Raw genomic sequence first — 21,661 nt, 5'->3', positions numbered from 1 at the left:
TGCGCCGCCGGGCGGCCCATGCGGAGTATGCCCGCAAAGGTGCCGCCATCATAGCCGCTGCGTGAGACACATGCGAAAACGCCGCGGCCGGGGCCGCGGCGCTGCCGGGAAGCGAACGCGGCGCGAGGCCGCGTACCGCGTCGTCAGATGTTGAGCTTGGTGACCTTCGTGCCGTTCACCGACAGGTCGCCCATCAGGCCCGCGTTGGTCAGGACCAGCACTTCCACCGGTGCGGTAGCCGTGTTGGAGTCGACCGCGCCGTTCGCGCCGACCTTCACGACCGCGACCGATGCGTCGGCGCCGGCCGACCAGCCGTCCGACTTGCGGAACGAGTCGAGCGCATCCTGCGTCATGAACAGGAACACGACCGCCTTCGACTGCGCGCCGGCCTGCAGGCCGACCGACAGCGACGACGTGTTGTAGTAGCCGACGGTGCTGCCGCCGACCCGCAGCGCGCCGTTGCCGGACTGGGCGCCGACGATGAAGCCGGCCTGCAGCACGTTCGGGAACACGAGGACGCCGCGTGCTTTCGAGACCAGGTCGCGCGAACCCGGCACCGTCGAATACAGGCGCGACAACGTGGCGTTCACGCTGGCGTCGATCGACTGACGCTTCGACGCGCTGGCCGTGGCGCTATCGGGTTTGCCGGACGTGGTCGTGCAGCCGGCGAGGGCGAGGCTGCCCAGCATCACGGCGGCGGCGGCTTTCATGGCGAGGGACTTCTGCATGGCGGTTCTCCTTCGTTGTCAGATGGATGACGGGCGGGGCGGGCGGCGTTGCACGCGGCCCCGTTCAACGGCGGGAAAGGAGCAGGCCCGCAACGAACGCGAGGCCCGCGACGACGCCGGCGGTTTGCCAGGGGTTGTCGTGCACGGCCTGCGATACGCGTTCGGCCGAATCGCGCAGCCGGGCGGCCGCGCTGCCCGACGCGTAGTCGAGCGCGCTGCGCGCTTCATCGAGCCGCGATTGCACGCGCTTGCGCAGGGCGGCGATATCGCCATCGCCATCGTTCTTCAGCAGATCTTCCAGTTCGTCGACCAGCCCGCGCAGATCGTCGGTCACGTCGGCATGCAGGTCGCGGGCCGCCGAGCGCGTCGTGCGGCCCACGCGCCGGCCGGTGCGACGGATGTCGGACAGGCCGCGGTCCAGCTTGTGTTCGATCGAGTCGGTAAGCGCCATGGTGTTTATCCTCCTTTGATTCCAGGCAATTTGAAGATAAGACGAATCGCAGCAACTGATGTGATTCACTTGATCCGATTGAGTTTCGAGACAAATTTTCAATGCGTCGGCAGGATCGCCGGGGAGCCCCGTCGCGCGGGGCCGCGCAGCGGTTGAAAAAATTTCGCGTGTCGGGGCGGTACAGCGTGTCGAGCAGCGGGGCGCAGTGAAGGTCCGGTAAATATGGCGTCGCCAGGGGCATCAGGTAAATAGTGCCGTTGCAGGTTGGTTGTTGATGCAAATGCACTACTCGACGCGTCATCGATGCGCACGATTTGTGCCCGGTGCCGGTTGCGCGGCGGCGTCGTCCAGCGCGACGTCGATGACGACGGGATCGTGGTCCGACGAGCGGTAGGCGTCGGGTGCGTAATAAGTCGACCGGCGCGCGGACGTTTTGTAATCGGGCACGGGTTGCAGAACGAGCGGTTCGTCGGCGTTGATGTGCCAGAACCGCACGGCTTTCACGCGCGCGGCGAGCGGCGGCGTGGCCAGCGCATGGTCGAGATTGCCGGCTTCGCCGCGAAATACGTAGCTGTACGCAGCATCGCCGACGAAGCGCGCCACCAGGTTCGCATAGCCGCGCGCCTCGAGCGCGCGAACCGGGTCTTCCTTCGCATAACTGTTCAGATCGCCGATCAGCAGCACGCCGCCGGCGGCGACGCCCGTCGGCGAGGTGGCGAGCCAGTCGGCGACGCGCGCGGCGGCCCGCGTGCGCGCCGCATTCCAGCAGCCCTGGCCGTCGGATTGGTCGAGATTGGCGCCGCTCGCGTGCGGGCAATTCTTCGACTTCAGGTGATTGACCGCGACGGTGAAAGCGTGCGTGCCGCCGATGCGCCGGAACGTCTGCGCGAGCGGCGGGCGATGGCGGCCGCCGAGGGCGACGGTGGCGGCGCGCCCGACCGGCTCGACCGTGCGGCTGTCGTATAGCAGTGCGACCGCGATCGCGTCGCGACCCAGCCGCGCGGTGCCGGGGTCGACCGTGCGCCAGCCGTCGCCGAGCTGCGCGGCGAGCCGTCGGATGGCGCTCGCGTCGCCGTGGCCGTTGTTCGCGATTTCCATCAGCCCGATCACGTCGGCGCGCAGCGCGCGCAACGCCGCGACGATCTTCGCTTCCTGCCGCGCGAACGCGGCGGGCGTTTTCGCGCCGCGGTTGCCCGGCGCGTCGAATCCGCCGCCATGGCCGTCGCCGTTGAAATAATTGAAGACGTTGAACGACACGACGCGCACGTCGGCATCGGGATGCCGGGCCGGTGCCGCGCGACGCGGGTTCGCGGCGGGATCGAAGACGGGCGCCGCGCCGGCCACCGGCTGCAGCCGCCAGGTGCCGTAGCGCCATTCGAGCACGCCTTCGACGCCGCGTACCGTGTAGCCCGCGCGCAGCGTGTTGGCGGCGCTCAGCGCGGGCGGCGGATAGCGGACGGTCGCCGGGTCGCGCCGGTTCGACCCATCGTCGAGCACGATGCGGTTCAGTGCGTTGGCCGCGGCGTGCGCGGCGGCGTCGGCCGGCGGCGCGACCTGGGTCGGCGTGCGCAGCCGGCCGTTGCTCAGCACGATGCTGCCGTAGCGGCCGAGTTCGTGGGTATCGCTGACCGTCAGCGTTTGCGGCAGGCGTACGCGCATCGCTTCGTGCGCGGCCAGGACGGCCGGCGACGCGACCGGCAGCGTGAGCGTCGTCGGCGTGACCGTCTGCCCGCGCGCGCAGACGGCCATGCCGCCCGTCAGCGTGAATTGCGTGCGGCCGTATTGCTCGTCGACCTTGCCCGTCAGATGCACGAGATCGCCGGGCGCCGCGCGCGCGTTCGGTGCGTAGACGAACAGGCCTTCCGGGATACCCGGCCGGCGCCGCCGCTGCGCGTCGGCCTGCTGGACGAAGAAGCCGCCCAGGCCGTCGGCGCCACCGAACGCCGCGGTGACGACCGCTTCGATCGACGTCGTTTGCCCGGCGAGCGGCGACGGGCCGCCGGCGCGACGGATCTCGGCGATCGCCGTGGCCGCGCCGCCGCAGCCGCTGCTGACCGGCAGCGCGGCGGCGGGCCAGGCACAGAGGGCCACGGACAGCCCGACGGACGACGCCACGAACGGCGCAACGGCAAACAGGGGAAGCGGGCGTGACATGAGACGGTCCACAGGATCAAAATCCGACAGTTCGGGACCGCATCTTGAAGGCAAAATGTCAGGCTGCGGCCGAAATGGCCGTCCGGCCAGTACCGATTGGCCAACGATGCGGCAAGCCGCCTCGCGGCTGTTACGCTTTCGCACCGGGCGCCGTGTGCCGCTCGCCCGGCGCATGCCGCCGCGCCCCGTCCCCACAGGAGAAATCCATGTCTTACATGCTGTTGATTGTCGAACCGACCGAACAGCGCGCCGAGCGCACCCTCGACGAAGGTCAGGCGCTCTATGCGCGGATGGTCGATTTCGCCGAGTCGCTGAAGGCCCGCGGCGTGCTGCGCGGCGTCGAGTCGCTCGAGCGGTCCGAGCGCGGCACGCGCGTGCAGGTGCGCGACGGCGAGACGCGCCTGCTCGACGGCCCGTTCGCCGAGGCGAAGGAGATGGTCGGCGGCTTCTTCCTCGTCGACGTCGACACGCGTGAGGAAGCGATCGAAATCGCGCGCCAGTGCCCGGCCGCGCAATGGTGCACGGTCGAGGTGCGCGCGGTCGGCCCGTGCTTCCTGTGAACGTCGCGACTCGGTATTTACCCTGATTTGTCGTGGCGCATGTCGATCCGGCCGTGTTCCGCCCGTCGTCCGGATAAGGCGCCGCGGAACGGGCGCCGCCTTCCACCGACGACAAGGAGTAAACGATGCGATTCATGATCATGATCCGGGCGAACGCCGTCAGCGAATCCGACGCGTTGCCGGACAACCGGCTGGTCGAGGCCATGACGGTCTATCACGAGGAGCTGGCGAAAGCCGGCGTGCTGCTCGACGCCAACGGCCTGCGGTCGAGCGCCCACGGCTGGCGCGTGCGCTACACGGGCGGCAAGGGCACGGTGATCGACGGCCCGTTCGCCGAAACGAAGGAACTGATCGCCGGCTATACGCTGATCCAGGTGCGCTCGCGCGACGAGGCGCTCGAATGGACGCGCCGGTTCCCCGCGCCGTTCGGCGCCGAACTCGACTGCGAGATCGAGGTGCGGCCGCTGTTCGAGCTCGACGACCTCACGCCGAGCGACGCGGTCGAGCGGTTCCGCGATCTCCACGTCGGCCGCAGCCACGCCTGAATCTCACCTCACCGGAGTATCCGTCATGCACAAGATGGTTTTCATCAACCTGCCGGTAGCCGACCTGCCGCGCGCGAAGACGTTCTACCAGGCGCTCGGCTTCGAGGTCGTGCCGGCCTATACCAACGAGCAGGCCGCCTGCATCAAGATCAGCGACACGATCTTCGCGATGCTGCTGGTGCGGCCGTTTTTCCAGACCTTCACCGACAAGACGATCATCGATCCGGCCACGCATATCCAGGTGTTGTCGTGCCTGTCGTGCGACAGCCGTGCCGAAGTCGACGGGCTCGTCGCGAAGGCGCTGGCGGCCGGCGGGGCCGCGCCGCAGCCGCCGCGCGAGTATCCGAACATGTACGGCCACGGGTTCACCGATCCGGACGGTCATACGTGGGAGCTGATGGCCATGCCGCTGGATGCGTCCGCCCAGGGGCAGGCGTCGTGACGCATGAGGCCACGCATCGTGCGATCGAGGCAGTCTGGCGAATCGAGGCGCCGAAGATCATCGCGCGCGCCGCGCGCGTGGTGCGCGACGTCGGCGTGGCCGAGGAACTGGCGCAGGACACGCTCGTCGCGGCGCTCGAGCACTGGCCCGTCGACGGCGTGCCCGACAACCCGGCCGCCTGGCTGATGACGGCCGTGAAGCGCCGCGCGCTCGACCGGGTCCGGCAGGAGTCGCTTCATGCGGCGAAGCGCGACCAGCTCGGTCACGAGATGGACGCGCTCGAAGCGCACGTCGTCCCCGACATCGCGGACGCGCTCGCCGACGCGAGCGACGACGACATCGGCGACGACCTGCTGCGGCTGATCTTCACGTCGTGCCACCCGGTGCTGTCGACCGACGCGCGCGTCGCGCTGACGCTGCGGCTGCTCGGCGGGCTGACGACGGGCGAGATCGCCCGGGCGTTCCTGACGCCCGAGCCGACGATCGCGCAGCGGATCGTGCGCGCGAAACGCACGCTCGCGGCGGCGCACGTGCCGTTCGAGGTGCCGGCCGCCGATGCGCGGCCGGCGCGGCTCGCGTCGGTGCTCGAAGTGATCTACCTCGTGTTCAACGAGGGCCATGCGGCGACGGCGGGCGACGACTGGATGCGTCCGGCGCTCTGCGACGAGGCGTTGCGGCTCGGCCGCGTGCTGGCCGGGCTCGCGCCGGATGAAAGCGAAGTGCTCGGGCTCGTCGCGCTGATGGAGCTACAGGCGTCGCGCATGCATGCACGCGTCGATGCACAGGGCCGGCCCGTGCTGCTGCTCGACCAGGACCGCAGCCGCTGGGATCCGTTGCTGATCCGGCGCGGCCTCGCGGCGCTGGAGCGGGCGACGAAGCTCGGCGGCGTGCGCGGGCCGTATGCGCTGCAGGCCGCGCTCGCGGCTTGCCACGCGCGGGCGCGGCAGGCGGCGGACACCGACTGGGCGCAGATCGTCGCGCTGTATGACGCGCTCGCCGAAGTCGCGCCGTCGCCGGTCGTCGAACTGAATCGCGCGGTGGCGGTGGGCATGGCGTTCGGTCCGGCCGCGGCGCTCGAACTCGTCGACGTGCTGCGTGACGATCCGGCGCTCGCGCGCTATCACTGGCTGCCGAGCGTGCGCGGCGATCTGCTCGCGAAGCTCGGCCGCGCCGACGAGGCCAAGCTGGAGTTCCGCCGCGCGGCGGATTTGACGCGCAACGAGCGTGAGCGCGAATTGCTGCTCAAGCGCGCGATGGATGCGTGACGCGCTGCCGTATGACGCGTGACGCATGACGCGCGCGCTCCGTCTTCCCGACCGTCCGCCTCGCACCCCGCACCCGACACTATCGTCCGCATTGAAAAAGCCTATTGGGTGATGCGAACGCGAGCGCCTAGATTGAAGAGCACGATGCGCGCCCGGCGCACGCATCGTTCCCCACATATCTGATCGGCCCGGCGTCGCACGCGGCCGCGCCGACTCGAACGGAGGCGCAAATGGCTCAACTCAAGGGCAGCAAAACCGAAGAGAACCTGAAGGCCGCATTCGCGGGCGAATCGCAGGCGAATCGACGCTATCTGTATTTCGCTTCGAAGGCCGACGTCGAGGGGCAGAACGACGTCGCCGCGCTGTTCCGCTCGACCGCCGAAGGCGAAACCGGCCATGCGCACGGCCATCTCGAATACCTGGAAGCCGTCGGCGATCCGGCCACGGGCTTGCCGTTCGGTTCGTCGCGCCTGAATCTCGAATCGGCGATCGCGGGCGAAACGCACGAATACACCGACATGTATCCGGGCATGGCGAAGACCGCGCGCGACGAAGGTTTCGACGAAATCGCGAACTGGTTCGAGACACTCGCGAAAGCCGAACGCAGCCACGCGAACCGCTACACGAAGGCGCTGGACAGTCTCGTCGACTGACGAGCCGCCGCGGGCCGCACGGCGTCGCCGTGCGACCGGCCCGCAGCCGGCCGTTCGTTCCGTCGCCGCCCGCAGCGCGCGGGCGGTGCGCTTGCGCACATGCGCGCCACGCGGGAGCGTCCCATGCCCCACAAGGAAGGCAGTCTCGAAGCGCCGACCCGGCATCCGCTCGACTGGCAGTCCGAAGCGTTCTACGACCAGGCCGCGATCGATGCGGAAATGACGCGCGTATTCGACATCTGCGCCGGCTGCCGGCGCTGCGTGTCGCTGTGCGGCGCGTTTCCGGCGCTGTTCGACCTGGTCGACGACACGCCGACGGGCGACATCGAGGAAGTGCCGAAGGCCGCGTTCGGCAAGGTCGTCGACCAGTGCTATCTGTGCGACCTCTGCTACATGACGAAATGCCCGTACGTGCCGCCGCACGCATGGAACGTCGATTTCCCGCACCTGATGCTGCGCGGCAAGGCCGCGCGTTACAAACGCGGCGAAGCGACGTTGCGCGACAAGGTGCTGTCGAATACCGATGCGCTCGGCCATTTCGCGGGCATTCCTGTCGTCACGCAGGCGGTCAACGCGGTGAACCGCACGCCGCCCGCGCGCCACGCGCTCGAAGCGGCGCTCGGCGTCGATCGTCATGCGTGGCTGCCGGAATTCGCGCCGCGCAAGTTCCGGCGCGCCGCCAGACGTTCGGACAACCCGCCCGTGCGCGACGGCGAACGCACGCCCGGCAAGGTCGCGATCTATGCGACCTGCTACGTGAACTTCAACGAGCCGGGAATCGGCCACGACCTGCTCGCGATCCTCGCGCACAACGAGATCCCGTACGAACTCGTCGCGCGCGAAGCGTGCTGCGGGATGCCGCTGCTCGAGCAGGGCAATCTCGACGGCGTCGCCGCGAAGCAGGCCGTCAACATCCCGGTGCTCGAACGCTACGCGCGCGACGGCTATGCGCTGATCGGCGCGATTCCGAGCTGCGTGCTGATGTACAAGAGCGAGCTGCCGCTGATGTTCCCTGATGACGCAGCCGTGCGCGCGGTGGCCGACGCGTTCTGGGACCCGTTCGAATACGTGATCGCGCGGCATCGCGACGGGCTGCTGAAGACCGATTTCAAGACCGGCCTCGGCACCGTGTCGTATCACGTGCCGTGCCATGCGCGCGTGCAGAACATCGGCCGCAAGACGGCCGATGCGCTGTCGCTCGTGCCCGATACGCGCGTGAACGTGGTCGAGCGTTGCTCGGGCCACGCGGGCACGTTCGGCGTGAAGAAGGCATTTCATGCGGATGCGATGCGGATCGGCGCGCCGGTGTTCAAGGCGATGGCCGAGCCGCAGCCGGACGTCGTGTCGTCAGACTGCGCGCTCGCCGGCCATCACATCGTGCAGGGCATCGACGAAAAGGGGCTGCCGCACGCGCCGCTCGCGCATCCGCTGACGCTGCTGCGCCGCGCGTACGGCATCTGAGCCGCTGCCGGCCATCCACGAGGACATCCATGACGCTGACCCGCGACTCCCTGCTGACGCTCGAAGCGTACGCGAAGATCCGCAAGGCCGAACACGCGCGGCTCGTCGCGTACAAGCGCCGCCGCGCGGTGGCGCTCGGCAACCACCTGCGTTTCCTGTTCGAGGACGAGACGACGATCCGCTATCAGATCCAGGAGATGCTGCACATCGAGAAGATCTTCGACGAGGCCGGCATCGAAGGGGAACTCGACGCGTATCTGCCGCTGGTGCCCGACGGCACCAACCTGAAGGCGACGATGCAGATCGAGTACGAGCATGAAATCGAACGGCGCGCGGCGCTCGCGCGGCTGATCGGCGTGGAGGATCGCGTGTACCTGCGGGTCGACGGGCACGCGAGCGTCTACGCGATCGCGGACGAGGATCTCGAGCGCGACAACGCGGAGAAGACGTCGGCCGTGCACTTCGTGCGCTTCGAGTTCGATGCGCCGATGCGCGCGGCGCTCAAGGGCGGCGCGGCGCTGTCGATCGGCTGCGATCACCCGGCCTACATGATGCCGCCGCAGCGGGTGGACGCGGACGTGACCGCGTCGCTGGCCGGCGATCTGCGCTAGCGCCACGGCCTCCCCGCGCTGCGTGCCACGCACGCGGGCTTGCGCTTTTCCGTTCCGACCCGAGGAAACCCGCGCCCCGCGCCGTCCGGCGCGGCCGTGCGGTGCTCGCCGCGAAGATGTAACAAGCGTGACGGATTTGCATGCGGGGACACATTGGGCGCGCGGCGTCAGCGTGTTTTCATCACTCGCAGAGAAACAATAAAGAGATTGTGCATGAAGATAATTTGATTCAGCGCAATTTGAATGATTTACCGATTCATGAATATCTTGTTACGAATTTTCCCCTGATTTACCGATTTTCGGAGGCTATTCCGGGCGGTGTTGCCGACAGGGGTCGGAGCAGCCCGAAACCGCCTGTTTCAGCGCATTCTTCAGACGCTGCGGAGCCCCGCCGGACGGGCCTTTGCAGCCATCGGCATAAAGATCTCGCAAAAAAATTCAAGCGTAAATGGATTGCCCGCCCATGGCAGGTTGTTTCAGTGCGTAACATTAAGTCATTGTCATATTGAGATAAACCCTAGGGATGGTATGCTTCGTGCACAAAAATTCCCACATTGGAGTGAGACCGCGATTTGTGCGCCATTGCCGGGAATCGCGGCACCGTGAAAGTGCGGTGTCGCCCGGTATGCACAACGCCGGATAACCATAATGTGCAACCTGGCCGCCCCGCGACGCGATGTGTCGCGACGGCGCCGCCAATCGCAGCCCCGGCCTGGCTGCGTGGAGAGATCGACTATGTTCTTCGATGAGCTTAACGATGAAGAGTGGTTTCGCCTTTCAGCGCTGATCGCCGATGAACCCATCCGGCTGAACCGTCGCGGGCGTCCACGCGCCGAACCGCGTGTCGTCGCCAACGCGGTGCTGTGGATCCTGACGACCGGGGAAGCCTGGTCCAAGCTGCCCGGTCGCTATCCGTCCGGGCCGACGTGCCGTCGTCGCTACGAGGAGTGGCTCGCGAACGGCACGCTGCTGCAGATGATCGACGTGCTGACCCAGTTCAGCGGGCGCACGTTCGCGTATATTCCGCCGCCGCCGGAGGCCGTCGTGCCGGCTCGCCGCGCGGAGCCGGTGCCCGACAACGATCGTCTGCGTGGCGTGTTCTGGCAAAACCCCGAGTCGTGGCAGTTGCCGGTTGCGCAGGCAAACGTTTGGGAGGGCGAGGGTGCGTCGTTGAGCACGATGTCGGCCGACCAGGTGGACGGCCGCGCCGACGTGTCGTTCTCGGTGCCCGGCGCGCCGGCCACGGAACTGCGCCATGCGCGGGCGTCGTCCGCGAGCTTCTCGTCGGCCGAGCCGCAGATCGACGAGTATCGCGGCTATACGATCAGCGGCACCGCGCAGCCCGTGCAGAACCTGATGTATCGCGCGTGGGCCGAGATCTCGCAGGACGACCGGCGCGTCGAACGCTCGGGCCTGATCGGCCCGCGCTTCACCGATGCCGAGGAAGCCGAGCAGTATGCGCTCGACTGGGCGCGTCAGTGGATCGATCGCCACGGTGCGAGCGACGCGCCGGCGCGCGAGCCGCAAGGCGAAGTGCTGGCCGGTTTGTCGGCGCTGGCGCGTGCGGAATCGGACATCAAGCGCTTCATCGCCGAGCGTCGCGCGGGTGCGTTGTCGGAAAGCCGCAACGATCCCGTGCAGTCGGAGCGTCGCGAATACGCGTATCGCGTCGGTTGATCGTCGTCCCCGCGCGACGCGCGGGCCGTCGTGTGCCACGATGCCCGCGCCGCGCGCCCGTCCGGTTTTTCCATCATGTCCGTATTGCCCGGGCGCCGCCGTCGAAGCGGCGCCCGTGGGTGCATGACGCGTTACTGCCGGCCGTAGGTATCGTCGAAGCGGACGATGTCGTCCTCGCCGAGATACGCACCCGACTGCACTTCGATCAGTTCGAGCGGCATCTTGCCCGGGTTCTCCAGGCGGTGCGATACGCCGAGCGGAATGTACGTCGATTCGTTTTCGGACAGCAGGAACGTTTCGTCGCCGCGCGTGATGCGCGCGGTGCCGCGCACGACGATCCAGTGTTCGGCGCGGTGGTGGTGCATCTGCAGCGACAGTTGCGCGCCCGGCTTCACGACGATGCGTTTCACCTGGAAGCGCTCGCCGGTGTCGACCGAGTCGTAGTGGCCCCACGGACGATGGACCTTGCGGTGATCGGTCGCTTCGGTGCCTTGTCGCGCCTTGATGTGCCCGACGATCTTCTTCACGTCCTGCACGCGCGATTTGTCCGCGACGAGTACGGCGTCGGGCGTTTCGACGACGACCAGGTTCTGCGTGCCGACGCACGCGACGAGGCGGCTTTCCGAATGCGCGAACGTCGATTCGGCGCCTTCGAACAGCACGTGGCCGCGGCCGACGTTGCCGGTCTCGTCCTTCGCCGAGATCTGCCAGATCGCGTCCCACGAACCGACGTCCGACCAGCCCGCGTCGAGCGGCACGACCACGCTCTCGCACAGTTGCGGCTGGCTCGCGAGCGGCTCCATCACCGCATAGTCGATCGAGTTCGACGGCGACGCGGCGAACGCGTCGCGATCGACGCGGAAGAAATCGCCATCGTCCCGGCCCTGGGCGACGGCCTGTTCGCAGGCTGCGTAGATCGCGGGTTCCAGCTGCCGGATCACCTTCAGCCAGACCGACGCGCGCACGATGAAGATGCCGCTGTTCCACCAGTATTCGCCCGACGCGACGTACTGCTGCGCGAGTTCGAGGTGCGGCTTCTCGACGAAACGGTCGAGGCGGCGCACGTCGAGGGTGCCGGTCCCGGCGTCGCCGAGCGGCGCGCCGACGCGGATGTAGCCGTAGCCGGTCTCCGCGTGCTTGGGCACGATGCCCATGGTCGCGATCTTGCCTTGCGCGGCGCAGTGCACGCCGGCCGCGACGGCCGCGTGAAAGCGCGGCAGGTCGGCGACCGCATGGTCGGCCGGCATCACGGTCATCACCGCATCGTTGCCGTCGGCGACGAGCCGCAGCGCGGCGAGCGTCAGCGCGGGCGCGGTGTCGCGGCCGAGCGGCTCGAGCATGATGGTCGCGCGCTTGGCCGTCAGGCGCAGCTGTTCGGCGGTCGTGAAGCGATGATCCTCGCCGCATACGATCAGCACGTCGTCGTTCAGCGGGTGATCGGCCGTCAGGCCGTCGAGGCGCAGCGCGGTCGACTGCAGCAGCGAATGATCGCCGAGCAGGCCGATCAGCTGTTTCGGGAAACGCTCGCGCGACATCGGCCACAGGCGCGTGCCGGAACCGCCGGCAAGAATCACGGGCTGCACGGCGAGACGCATACCGGCTGCGGGCATACCGGCGCCGGGCGTGCCGACGGCGGTTGCGGCGGAAGAAGAATGGCGCGTTTCGGCGGCCACTGCCGGAGCATTCATGATGACACTCTCCACGGTTGAAGTCAGTGCCTGTCGTTGTAGCATGAAGTAAATCGACAATAAAACCGGACCCAATGCCGAATATCCGCCACGCATTCATCCGGAAGAATTTTCCTCGATGGCATCGGCTGGAAATAAAAAAATAAAAAATAATTCCGGTCGCCGGCCGGACGTGCCCGCCCGCAAAGGGTGCACGGCAAGCGTAACGACTCTGAAAAAATCCCTGTTTCCGCCCGATTCGGGAAAACCTGCCGATTTAATTAAAAAAGATCGCGGCAAGAATTTCCGATTATTTTTCGAAATACTTGTGCGCTTGAGGGGGAATTTTCTTGTCGCTTCAATAGCGTCATGCAACGTTTGAATCGAAGGTGCGGCACGGGTCGCACGAGGAGCTGTTCGGCAAACGCCTGTTCAAGGAAGAGGAAACGGACATGTTGAGCGTGCTGGCGAGAGTCATCGATATCGCGATGGTCGTGACGGGCGCGCTGATCGCGGCCGCGCTGCACGACGGCAGCATCGGGCTCAGCGACCTGCAGCGCACGACGGTGCTGTTCGACTGCCTGCTGGTCGTCGTGTTCTTTCCGGCCGTCGGCATCTACCAGTCGTGGCGCGGCAAGCGTCTCGTCGGGCTGATGGGGCGCGTCGCGTTCGCGTGGCTCGCGGTCGAGCTCGCGGGCATCCTGATGAGCTTCAGCTTTCACCAGTCGGGCGACCTGTCGCGGCTGTGGCTGGGTTACTGGGCGCTGGTGACGATGGCGCTGCTCGCCGGCTCGAAGGCCTGCGTGCACGTCGTGCTGCGGCAGTTGCGCCGCGGCGGCTACAACCTGAAGGCGGTCGCGATCGTCGGCGGCACGCCGGCGGCGCGGCGGCTGATCGCGCAGATGCGGGCGCGGCCGGAGGCCGGCTTCAACCCGGTGTGCGTGTACGACGAAAGCGAGGCGCCGGGCGAAGTCGCGCTCGACGACGTGCGCATCGAGCGGCAGTTCGAATCGCTGGTGTGGCTGGTGCGCAGCCGCGCGATCAGCGAGCTGTGGCTCACGCTGCCGATCACGGAGGAGCGCCGGATTCACCAGATCGTGACGGTGTTCCGCCACGACTTCGTGAACATCCGCTTCATTCCGGACGTGCGCACGCTGTCGTTCTTCAACCAGGAAGTGGTCGAGGTGCTCGGCGTGCCGGCGATCAACCTCGCGGCGTCGCCGATCACCGACGTGCGGATCCTGCCGAAGTTCGTGTTCGACCGGCTGTTCGCGCTGGCGGCGCTCACGGCGCTCGCGCCGGTGATGGTGCTGATCGCGGCGCTGATCAAGCTGACCTCGCGCGGGCCGGTGTTCTTTCGGCAGAAGCGCAAGGGCATCGACGGGCACGAGTTCGAGATCTACAAGTTTCGCTCGATGAAGGTGCATCAGGAAGTGGCCGGGCAGGTCACGCAGGCAACCAAGAACGACTCGCGCGTGACGCCGGTCGGCCGGTTCCTGCGCCGCACGAGCCTCGACGAGCTGCCGCAGTTCATCAACGTGCTGAAGGGCGAGATGTCGGTGGTGGGGCCGCGCCCGCATGCGCTCGCGCACGACGACATCTACAAGGATCTGGTCAAGGGCTACATGTTCCGCTACCGGATCAAGCCCGGCATCACCGGGTGGGCGCAGATCAACGGCTTTCGCGGCGAAACCGACCAGATCGAGAAGATGATGGGCCGCGTGAAGCTCGACCTGTACTACATGCAGAACTGGTCGTTCTGGCTCGACATCAAGATCGTCGTGCTGACGCTGTGGAAAGGGTTCACCGGCAGCAACGCGTACTGACACCGACGCGCTGCGTCACGCAGGCATTCCGGTTTTACGAATTTCGAATCATTGGTCAAGGGGTCCGACACATCATGAATCTGACTATCATCGGCAGCGGTTACGTAGGGCTTGTCACCGGCGCCTGTCTCGCCGACATCGGGCACGACGTGTTCTGTCTCGACGTCGACCAGGCGAAGATCGACATCCTGAACGACGGCGGCGTGCCGATCCACGAGCCGGGCCTGAAGGAAGTGATCGCGCGCAACCGTTCGGCCGGCCGCCTGCGCTTCTCGACCGACATCGAGGCCGCGGTCGCGCACGGCGACGTGCAGTTCATCGCGGTCGGCACGCCGCCCGACGAGGACGGTTCGGCCGACCTGCAGTACGTGCTCGCGGCGGCGCGCAACATCGGCCGCTACATGACCGGCTTCAAGGTGATCGTCGACAAGTCGACGGTGCCGGTCGGCACGGCCGAGCGCGTGCGCGCGGCGGTCGCCGAGGAGCTCGCGAAGCGCGGCGGCGACCAGATGTTCTCGGTCGTGTCGAATCCGGAATTCCTGAAGGAAGGCGCGGCCGTCGACGATTTCACGCGGCCGGACCGCATCGTGATCGGCTGCGACGACGACGTGCCGGGCGAGCGCGCCCGCGAGCTGATGAAGAAGCTCTACGCGCCGTTCAACCGCAATCACGAGCGCACGCTGTACATGGACGTGCGCTCGGCCGAGTTCACGAAGTACGCGGCGAATGCGATGCTCGCGACGCGCATCTCGTTCATGAACGAGCTGGCGAACCTCGCCGACCGTTTCGGCGCGGACATCGAGGCCGTGCGCCGCGGCATCGGCTCCGATCCGCGCATCGGCTACCACTTCCTGTACGCCGGCTGCGGCTACGGCGGCTCGTGCTTCCCGAAGGACGTCGAGGCGCTGATCCGAACGGCCGACGAGCACGGCCAGTCGCTGCAGATCCTGAAGGCCGTGTCGTCGGTCAACGCGACGCAAAAGCGCGTGCTCGCCGACAAGATCGTCGCGCGCTTCGGCGAGGACCTGAGCGGCCGCACGTTCGCGCTGTGGGGCCTCGCGTTCAAGCCGAACACCGACGACATGCGCGAGGCGCCGAGCCGCGAGCTGATCGCCGAGCTGCTGTCGCGCGGCGCGCGCGTCGCCGCGTACGACCCGGTCGCGCAGCAGGAAGCGCGCCGCGTGATCGCGCTCGATCTGGCCGATCACCCGAGCTGGCTCGAACGCCTCACCTTCGTCGACGACGAGGCGCAGGCCGCGCGCGACGCCGACGCGCTCGTGATCGTCACCGAATGGAAGGCGTTCAAGAGCCCCGACTTCGTCGCGCTCGGCCGCCTGTGGAAGACGCCGGTGATCTTCGACGGCCGCAACCTGTACGAGCCGGAGACGATGAGCGAGCAGGGCATCGAGTATCACCCGATCGGGCGGCCGGGCTCGCGCCAGGCGGTCGCCGCCCGCGTGCCGGGCGCCGCGCGCGCCAGCGCGTAACCCGTTTTCCGTCACTCGTTACGAGACGCCATGTTCCGGAACATCCTGATCGTCTGCCACGCGAACGTCTGCCGCAGCCCGGCGGCGGAAATGCTGTTCAAGTCGCACGCCGCGTCGCGCGGCGGCCCGCGTCCGACGTTCCACTCGGCCGGCGTGCACGCGAACGACGGCGACGGCATCGATCCGGTGATGCGGCAACTGCTGGCCGAGCGCGGCGTCGATGCGACGACCCACCGCTCGCGGCGGCTGTCGCGCCGGATCGTGCGCGACGCCGACCTGATTCTCGTCAGCGAGCGCCGACAGATCGCGGCCGTCGAAGCGGTCGATCCATTCGCGCGCGGCAAGGTTCACCTGCTCGGCAAGTGGGAAGGGGCCGAGATTGCGGACCCGCACGGCGGCCCGGAGGCCGACTACCGCGAGAGCTACTCACTGATCGAACGTCTGGTTCAAGGATGGCTACAGAAACTATGCTGAAACGCCCGATGCGCCCGGTGGCGCTTGCCGTCGCGCTGACGACTTTCCTGTCAGCCTGTGCAACCGCGCCCGGCAACTACCTCGACTCGTCGAACCTGAAGGACGAAGGCCGGCAGGAAGCGGCCGAAACCTATCCGGTTCATTACATCGACGCCAAAGTGGTGATGGACCAGCTGCAGAAAGCGCAGGTCGATCACCCGCTGCCGCCGGGACGTTACACCGATCCGTCGCAGTACACGTATCGCGTCGGCCCGCAGGACATCCTCGGCGTCACCGTGTGGGATCACCCGGAGCTGACGACGCCGCAGGGCCAGTCGTTCTCGAGCGGCGGCAACACGACGCAATCGGTCGCGGGCGCGCTGCAGCAGCCGTATACGACCGCGCTGCCGGGCCAGGCCGATCCGTACGGCCAGACGGTCGCCGCCGACGGCACGATCTTCTTTCCGTTCGTCGGCCGCATCCGCGTGGCGGGCAAGACGGTCGCGCAGATCCGCGACGAGATGGCGTCCAGCCTCGCGCGCTACGTGAAGAATCCGCAGCTCGACGTGCGCGTGCTGTCGTTCCGCAGCCAGAAGGTGCAGGTGACGGGCGAGGTCAAGCAGCCGGGCCCGCTCGCGGTGAGCGACGTGCCGCTCACGCTCGTCGACGCGATCTCGCGCTCGGGCGGCTCGACCGCCGAGGCCGACCTGCAGCGCGTGCGCCTGACGCGCGACGGCAAGCTGTACACGCTCGACGCGAACGGCGTGCTCGATCGCGGCGAAGTGAAGCAGAACGTGATGCTGCAGCCGGGCGACATCGTCAACGTGCCGGACCGCAGCGACAGCCGCGTGTTCATCATGGGCGAGGTCAAGACGCCGGTCACGGTGCCGATGCTCAAGGGCCGGCTGACCATCGCCGATGCGCTGACCGCGGGCGGCGGGATTCTCGACACCGATGCGAACCCGCGCAAGATCTACGTGATGCGCGGGATGCGCGACAACCCGACGAAGCCTGAAGTGTTCCGTCTCGACATGACGCAGCCCGACGCGCTGATGCTGTCGAGTCGCTTCCCGCTTCAACCGCTCGACGTCGTCTACGTCAGCACGGCCAGCTCGGTGCAGTTCAACCGCGTGCTGCAGCAGGTGCTGCCGACGATCCAGACGATCTTCTACATGCGGCAAATCACGCGCTGATAGCCCGCCGGGGTGGCGTCCGCCCCCCGGCACCACTCAAGCGGGAACGAATGGTGAACACGCAAGCGAAACACTCCTACGCGGACCTGACCGCGAAGACCGAGGAAGAGGACGTCGTCCTCGGCCAGTTGCTCCAGGTCATCATGGACGACATCTGGCTGCTGCTCGGCATCGCGGTGACGGTCGTCGCGCTCGCCGGCCTCTACTGCTTCATCGCGAAGCCGGTCTACCAGGCGGACGTGCACGTGCGGGTCGAGGGCAACGACAATACGTCGCAGGCGCTCACGCAGACGCAGACGGGCGCGTCGATCAACAGCGGCCCGCAGCAGGCGCCGACCGACGCGGAAATCGAGATCATCAAGAGTCGCGGCGTCGTCGCGCCGGTCGTCGACCAGTTCAAGCTGAACTTCACGGTCGCGCCGAAGACGCTGCCGGTGATCGGCAGCCTCGCCGCGCGCCTCGCGACGCCGGGCACGCCGTCGCGGCCGTGGCTCGGCCTGAAATCGTATGCGTGGGGCGGCGAAGTCGCCGACATCGACACGATCAACGTCGTGCCGGCGCTCGAAGGCAAGAAGCTGACGCTGACGGCCGGCCCGAACGGCACCTATTCGCTGGTCGACGAGAACGGCACGCGGCTGCTGGCGGGCCGCGTCGGCGAATCGGCGCAGGGCGGCGGCGTGACGCTGCTCGTGCAGAAGCTCGTCGCGCGCCCCGGCACGCAATTCACGGTGGTTCGCTACAACGATCTCGACGCGATCAGCGGGTTCCAGGCCGGCATCCAGGTGAGCGAGCAGGGCAAGCAGACCGGCGTCGTGCAGATCTCGCTCGAAGGCAAGGACCCGGACCAGACCGCCGCGATCGCGAACGCGCTCGCGCAGTCGTACCTGAACCAGCACGTGGTCGCGAAGCAGGCCGAAGCGACCAAGATGCTCGACTTCCTGAAGGGCGAGGAGCCGCGCCTGAAGGCCGACCTCGAACGCGCGGAGGCCGCGCTCACGCAATACCAGCGCACGTCGGGCTCGATCAACGCGAGCGACGAGGCGAAGGTCTACCTCGAAGGCAGCGTGCAGTACGAGCAGCAGATCGCCGCGCAACGCCTGCAGCTCGCGTCGCTCGCGCAGCGCTTCACCGATTCGCACCCGATGGTGATCGCCGCGAAGCAGCAGCTCGCGGAGCTGCAGGGCGAAAAGGACAAGTTCAGCAACCGCTTCCGCAGCCTGCCGGCGACCGAGGTGAAGGCCGTCCAGCTCCAGCGCGACGCGAAGGTCGCCGAGGACATCTACGTGCTGCTGCTGAACCGCGTGCAGGAACTGTCGGTGCAGAAGGCCGGCACGGGCGGCAACATCCACCTGATCGATTCGGCGCTGCGTCCGGGCGCGCCGGTCAAGCCGAAGAAGGTGCTGATCCTGTCGGCCGCCGTGTTCCTCGGGCTGATCCTTGGCACCGGCGTCGTGTTCCTGCGTCGCAACCTGTTCCAGGGCATCGAGGATCCGGACCGCATCGAGCGCGCGTTCAACCTGCCGCTGTACGGGCTGGTGCCGCAAAGCGCCGAGCAGGTGAAGCTCGACGCAGCGGCGGAGAAGGGCGGCAGCCGTGCGCGGCCGATTCTCGCGAGCCTGCGGCCGAAGGACCTGAGCGTCGAGAGCATGCGCAGCCTGCGCACCGCGATGCAGTTCGCGATGATGGACGCGAAGAACCGCGTGATCGTGCTGACCGGCCCGACGCCGGGCATCGGCAAGAGCTTCCTGACGGTCAACCTCGCGGTGCTGCTCGCGCATTCGGGCAAGCGCGTGCTGCTGATCGACGCCGACATGCGGCGCGGGATGCTCGACCGCTACTTCGGCCTCACCGTGCAGCCGGGCCTGTCGGAGCTGCTGAGCGATCAATCGGCGCTCGAGGATGCCGTGCGCGAGACGCCGGTGCAGGGCCTGTCGTTCATCTCGGCCGGCACGCGCCCGCCGAACCCGTCGGAGCTGCTGATGTCGACGCGCCTGCCGCAATACCTCGAAGGGCTCGGCAAACGCTACGACGTCGTGCTGATCGATTCGCCGCCGGTGCTGGCGGTGACCGACGCGACCATCATCGGCCGCATGGCCGGCTCGACCTTCCTCGTGCTGCGCTCGGGCATGCATACCGAGGGCGAGATCGCCGATGCGATCAAGCGCCTGCGCACCGCGGGCGTCGATCTGGAAGGCGGGATCTTCAATGGCGTGCCGCCGAAGGCGCGCGGCTACGGCCGCGGCTATGCGGCCGTGCACGAATACCTGAGCGCGTGACCGGGTCGCGCGAAACCGGGCCGGCGCCACGCGCGCCGACCCGGCCGACTGGAGAACCTCGAATGAAAATTTCCGTGCTCGTTCCGACCTATCGGCGTCCCGCCGACCTCGCGCGCTGCCTGCTGGCGCTGCAGCGGCAGCAGCGGCTGCCCGACGAGGTGATCGTCGTCGCGCGCCCGGAGGACGACGCCACGCACGAACGGCTCGCCGATCCGGCGGTCGGCGGCGCGCTGCCGCTGCGCCTCGTGCCGGTCGACGTGCCGGGGCAGGTCGCCGCGCTGAACAAGGGGCTCGACTCGGCGAACGGCGACATCGTCGCGATCACCGACGACGATGCGGCGCCGCGTCCCGACTGGCTCGCGCGCATCGAAGCCGCGTTCCTGTCCGATCCGCGCGTGGGCGCGGTCGGCGGACGCGACTGGGTGCACGAGAAAGGCCGCGTGCTCGACGAATCGAGAGAGCTCGTCGGCCAGCTCACGGTGTCCGGCAAGATAGTCGGCAATCATCACCTCGGCGTCGGCGGCGCGCGCGAAGTCGACATGCTCAAGGGCGCGAACATGAGCTACCGGCGCGCGGCGATCGAACGGCTGCGCTTCGACACGCGGCTGCGCGGCGCCGGCGCGCAGGTGCACAACGACATGGGCTTCAGCATGCACGTGCAGCGCGAAGGCTGGAAGCTCGTCTACGACCCGTCGATCGCGGTCGATCACTTCCCGGCCGAGCGCTTCGACGACGACCGGCGCGATGCCGCGTCGCTGAACGCGATCAGCAACGGCGCGTACAACCTGCATCTGATCCTGCGCGAGCATCTGCCGCCGCTGCGGCGCGAGATCGCGTGGTGGTGGTGGACGCTGGTCGGTACGCGCGTCTATCCCGGCTTCGCGCACGTGCTGCTGTCGCTGCCTGGCGCCCGGCGCGAGCGTGTGCTCGCGCACTGGCGCGCGGTGCGCCGCGGCGCGCGCGATGCGCGCCGCACGAATCTCGCCCCCCACCGTGCGGCGATGCCGCCGGTGACGTCTTGAACGGCCCGCGCGCACCGCGCGCGGCCCCCTCTGGAGGGCTCGCATGACCACGAAGGCTGCAACGAAAGTCCACGTCCATCTGTTCCACGGCGCCGATCCGCGTACCTACCGGAAAGGCGACGACATCGGCTGCCTGTACGGCTATCACCACGCCGAATCCGACGAATTCCGGCTGACCTATTCGCAGGACGGCGCCGAAAACCGCGTCGTGAGCGTCGCGCGCCGCGCGCTGAAGGCGGCGCTCGGCTTCGACGTCGTGCATGCGTGGCGCAATCGCGCGGCGTTGCTCGATACCGACGTGATCTGGACGCATACCGAGCAGGAGCATCTGGCTGCCGCGTTGATCCTGAAGCTCGCCGGTGAGCAGGGCAAGCGCCCGCTGCTGCTTGCGCAGAGCGTGTGGCTGTTCGACAAGTGGGGCAGCTTCGGCGGCCCGCGCCGCTGGCTGTACCGCAAGCTGATCGCGCGCGCCGACGCGCTGACCACGCTCGCCCGCGACAACGCCGACCTGTGCCGCCGCTATCTCGGACGCGACGCCGAGTTCGTCTACTACGGGCTGAACACGCAGGATTTCCCGCCGGTCGAGCCGCAGCAATGGACGCCGAACCGGCCGTTGCGGATCGCGGCGATCGGTAACGACCGCGACCGCGACTGGCGCACGTTCCTCGCCGCGTTCGGCGGCGACGCGCGCTACGACGTGCGGCTCGCGACGCGCCGCCGCGTGCCGCGCGAATGGCACGCGCCGAACGTGAAGATCGGCCCCGCGTCGGGGCTCGCGAAGCAGCATGAACTGTACGCGTGGGCCGACGTGATCGTCGTGCCGCTGCGGCCGAATTTCCACGCGTCCGGCATCACGGTGATGCTCGAGGCGGCAGCCGTCGGCAAGCCGATGATCGTGTCCGACGTGGGCGGCCTGAGCGACTACTTCCCGCACGATACGGCCGCCTACGTGCCGGCGTTCGACGCGCAGGCGATGCGCCAGGCCGCCGATCGCTTCGTCGCCGATCCGGTGGCGGCGCTCGACTGCGCGCGGGCGGCCGCCGCGTGCCTGCGCGAGCGCGACCTGACCACGCAGGCGTTCGCCGAGCAGCACGTGCGGATCACGCGCGACATGCTGCGCCGGCGCCGCACGCCCGCGGCGGCCGGCGTCGCGATGCCGCTCGCGGATTCGCGTCCGTCGTCGCGCTGAG

Annotated in this window: 19 protein-coding genes; 15 read left to right on the top strand and 4 right to left on the bottom strand. The window is 68.0% G+C overall.

What is annotated here, in order from left to right:
- Positions 1 to 143 precede the first annotated feature (143 nt).
- The 3 genes from H0X90_RS04200 to H0X90_RS04190 all read right to left on the bottom strand — a co-directional run bounded on the left by H0X90_RS04200 (position 144) and on the right by H0X90_RS04190 (position 3,333).
- The gene (locus tag H0X90_RS04200) at positions 144 to 728 is read right to left on the bottom strand and encodes a YSC84-related protein (RefSeq protein ID WP_077190794.1); all 585 of its coding nucleotides are present in this window, start codon (positions 726 to 728) and stop codon (positions 144 to 146) included.
- Between the two features lie 64 nt (positions 729 to 792).
- Positions 793 to 1,179, bottom strand: a complete 387-nt coding sequence (locus tag H0X90_RS04195; RefSeq protein WP_006487804.1) for a YqjD family protein — start codon at positions 1,177 to 1,179, stop codon at positions 793 to 795.
- 297 nt (positions 1,180 to 1,476) lie between these two features.
- The gene (locus H0X90_RS04190) at positions 1,477 to 3,333 is read right to left on the bottom strand and encodes an ExeM/NucH family extracellular endonuclease (protein ID WP_048988708.1); all 1,857 of its coding nucleotides are present in this window, start codon (positions 3,331 to 3,333) and stop codon (positions 1,477 to 1,479) included.
- A 206-nt stretch (positions 3,334 to 3,539) separates the two neighbouring features.
- Here H0X90_RS04190 and H0X90_RS04185 point away from each other — a divergent pair, with 206 nt between their 5' ends.
- The 8 genes from H0X90_RS04185 (at position 3,540) to H0X90_RS04150 (ending at position 10,547) form a co-directional block, all read left to right on the top strand.
- A complete protein-coding gene (locus H0X90_RS04185) occupies positions 3,540 to 3,893 on the top strand; it encodes a YciI family protein (RefSeq protein WP_006482933.1) in 354 nt (117 codons plus the stop codon).
- 125 nt (positions 3,894 to 4,018) lie between these two features.
- Positions 4,019 to 4,438 (top strand): YciI family protein, encoded by a 420-nt coding sequence (locus H0X90_RS04180; RefSeq protein ID WP_006482945.1) that lies wholly within the window; start codon positions 4,019 to 4,021, stop codon positions 4,436 to 4,438.
- Between the two features lie 25 nt (positions 4,439 to 4,463).
- A complete protein-coding gene (locus H0X90_RS04175; protein WP_058902855.1) occupies positions 4,464 to 4,880 on the top strand; it encodes a VOC family protein in 417 nt (138 codons plus the stop codon).
- A complete protein-coding gene (locus H0X90_RS04170) occupies positions 4,877 to 6,145 on the top strand; it encodes an RNA polymerase sigma factor (protein ID WP_006482940.1) in 1,269 nt (422 codons plus the stop codon). The genes H0X90_RS04175 and H0X90_RS04170 overlap by 4 nt, the downstream gene beginning before the upstream one ends.
- 230 nt (positions 6,146 to 6,375) lie before the next feature.
- Positions 6,376 to 6,798, top strand: coding sequence for a rubrerythrin family protein (locus H0X90_RS04165; protein ID WP_006497294.1), 423 nt, complete (start codon positions 6,376 to 6,378; stop codon positions 6,796 to 6,798).
- Between the two features lie 123 nt (positions 6,799 to 6,921).
- Entirely contained in the window at positions 6,922 to 8,259 is a 1,338-nt protein-coding gene (locus tag H0X90_RS04160; protein ID WP_058902856.1) for a heterodisulfide reductase-related iron-sulfur binding cluster, read from the top strand.
- Positions 8,260 to 8,288: 29 nt separating this feature from the next.
- Complete coding sequence (locus tag H0X90_RS04155) at positions 8,289 to 8,870, top strand: DUF3501 family protein (RefSeq protein WP_077190793.1); 582 nt, start codon at positions 8,289 to 8,291, stop codon at positions 8,868 to 8,870.
- 735 nt (positions 8,871 to 9,605) lie between these two features.
- Complete coding sequence (locus tag H0X90_RS04150) at positions 9,606 to 10,547, top strand: DUF6566 family protein (RefSeq protein ID WP_006482942.1); 942 nt, start codon at positions 9,606 to 9,608, stop codon at positions 10,545 to 10,547.
- 131 nt (positions 10,548 to 10,678) lie between these two features.
- Here H0X90_RS04150 and H0X90_RS04145 read toward each other — a convergent pair whose 3' ends face one another.
- Positions 10,679 to 12,235, bottom strand: a complete 1,557-nt coding sequence (locus H0X90_RS04145) for a mannose-1-phosphate guanylyltransferase/mannose-6-phosphate isomerase (RefSeq protein WP_077190792.1) — start codon at positions 12,233 to 12,235, stop codon at positions 10,679 to 10,681.
- Positions 12,236 to 12,666: 431 nt separating this feature from the next.
- On the opposite strand from H0X90_RS04145, the gene H0X90_RS04140 reads away from it, so the two are divergent.
- The 7 genes from H0X90_RS04140 (at position 12,667) to H0X90_RS04110 (ending at position 21,660) form a co-directional block, all read left to right on the top strand.
- Complete coding sequence (locus H0X90_RS04140) at positions 12,667 to 14,040, top strand: undecaprenyl-phosphate glucose phosphotransferase (RefSeq protein WP_034203384.1); 1,374 nt, start codon at positions 12,667 to 12,669, stop codon at positions 14,038 to 14,040.
- A gap of 74 nt (positions 14,041 to 14,114) precedes the next feature.
- A complete protein-coding gene (locus tag H0X90_RS04135; protein ID WP_006497289.1) occupies positions 14,115 to 15,527 on the top strand; it encodes a UDP-glucose/GDP-mannose dehydrogenase family protein in 1,413 nt (470 codons plus the stop codon).
- 30 nt (positions 15,528 to 15,557) lie between these two features.
- Complete coding sequence (locus H0X90_RS04130; RefSeq protein WP_006482944.1) at positions 15,558 to 16,001, top strand: low molecular weight protein-tyrosine-phosphatase; 444 nt, start codon at positions 15,558 to 15,560, stop codon at positions 15,999 to 16,001.
- On the top strand, positions 15,995 to 17,173 hold the full coding sequence (locus tag H0X90_RS04125; RefSeq protein ID WP_006482941.1) for a polysaccharide biosynthesis/export family protein: 1,179 nt from the start codon (positions 15,995 to 15,997) through the stop codon (positions 17,171 to 17,173). The genes H0X90_RS04130 and H0X90_RS04125 overlap by 7 nt, the downstream gene beginning before the upstream one ends.
- Before the next feature lie 50 nt (positions 17,174 to 17,223).
- Positions 17,224 to 19,449, top strand: coding sequence for a polysaccharide biosynthesis tyrosine autokinase (locus H0X90_RS04120; protein WP_006482932.1), 2,226 nt, complete (start codon positions 17,224 to 17,226; stop codon positions 19,447 to 19,449).
- Between the two features lie 62 nt (positions 19,450 to 19,511).
- Positions 19,512 to 20,471: a glycosyltransferase family 2 protein gene (locus H0X90_RS04115; RefSeq protein WP_048988705.1), complete on the top strand. Its 960-nt coding sequence runs from the start codon at positions 19,512 to 19,514 to the stop codon at positions 20,469 to 20,471.
- A 43-nt stretch (positions 20,472 to 20,514) separates the two neighbouring features.
- On the top strand, positions 20,515 to 21,660 hold the full coding sequence (locus tag H0X90_RS04110; protein WP_006492002.1) for a glycosyltransferase family 4 protein: 1,146 nt from the start codon (positions 20,515 to 20,517) through the stop codon (positions 21,658 to 21,660).
- Position 21,661 lies beyond the last annotated feature (1 nt).

The sequence above is a fragment of the Burkholderia sp. 9775_39 genome (assembly GCF_015712225.1).
Lineage (GTDB): Bacteria > Pseudomonadota > Gammaproteobacteria > Burkholderiales > Burkholderiaceae > Burkholderia > Burkholderia cenocepacia.
This window is presented reverse-complemented; position numbering and strand designations above follow the sequence as displayed.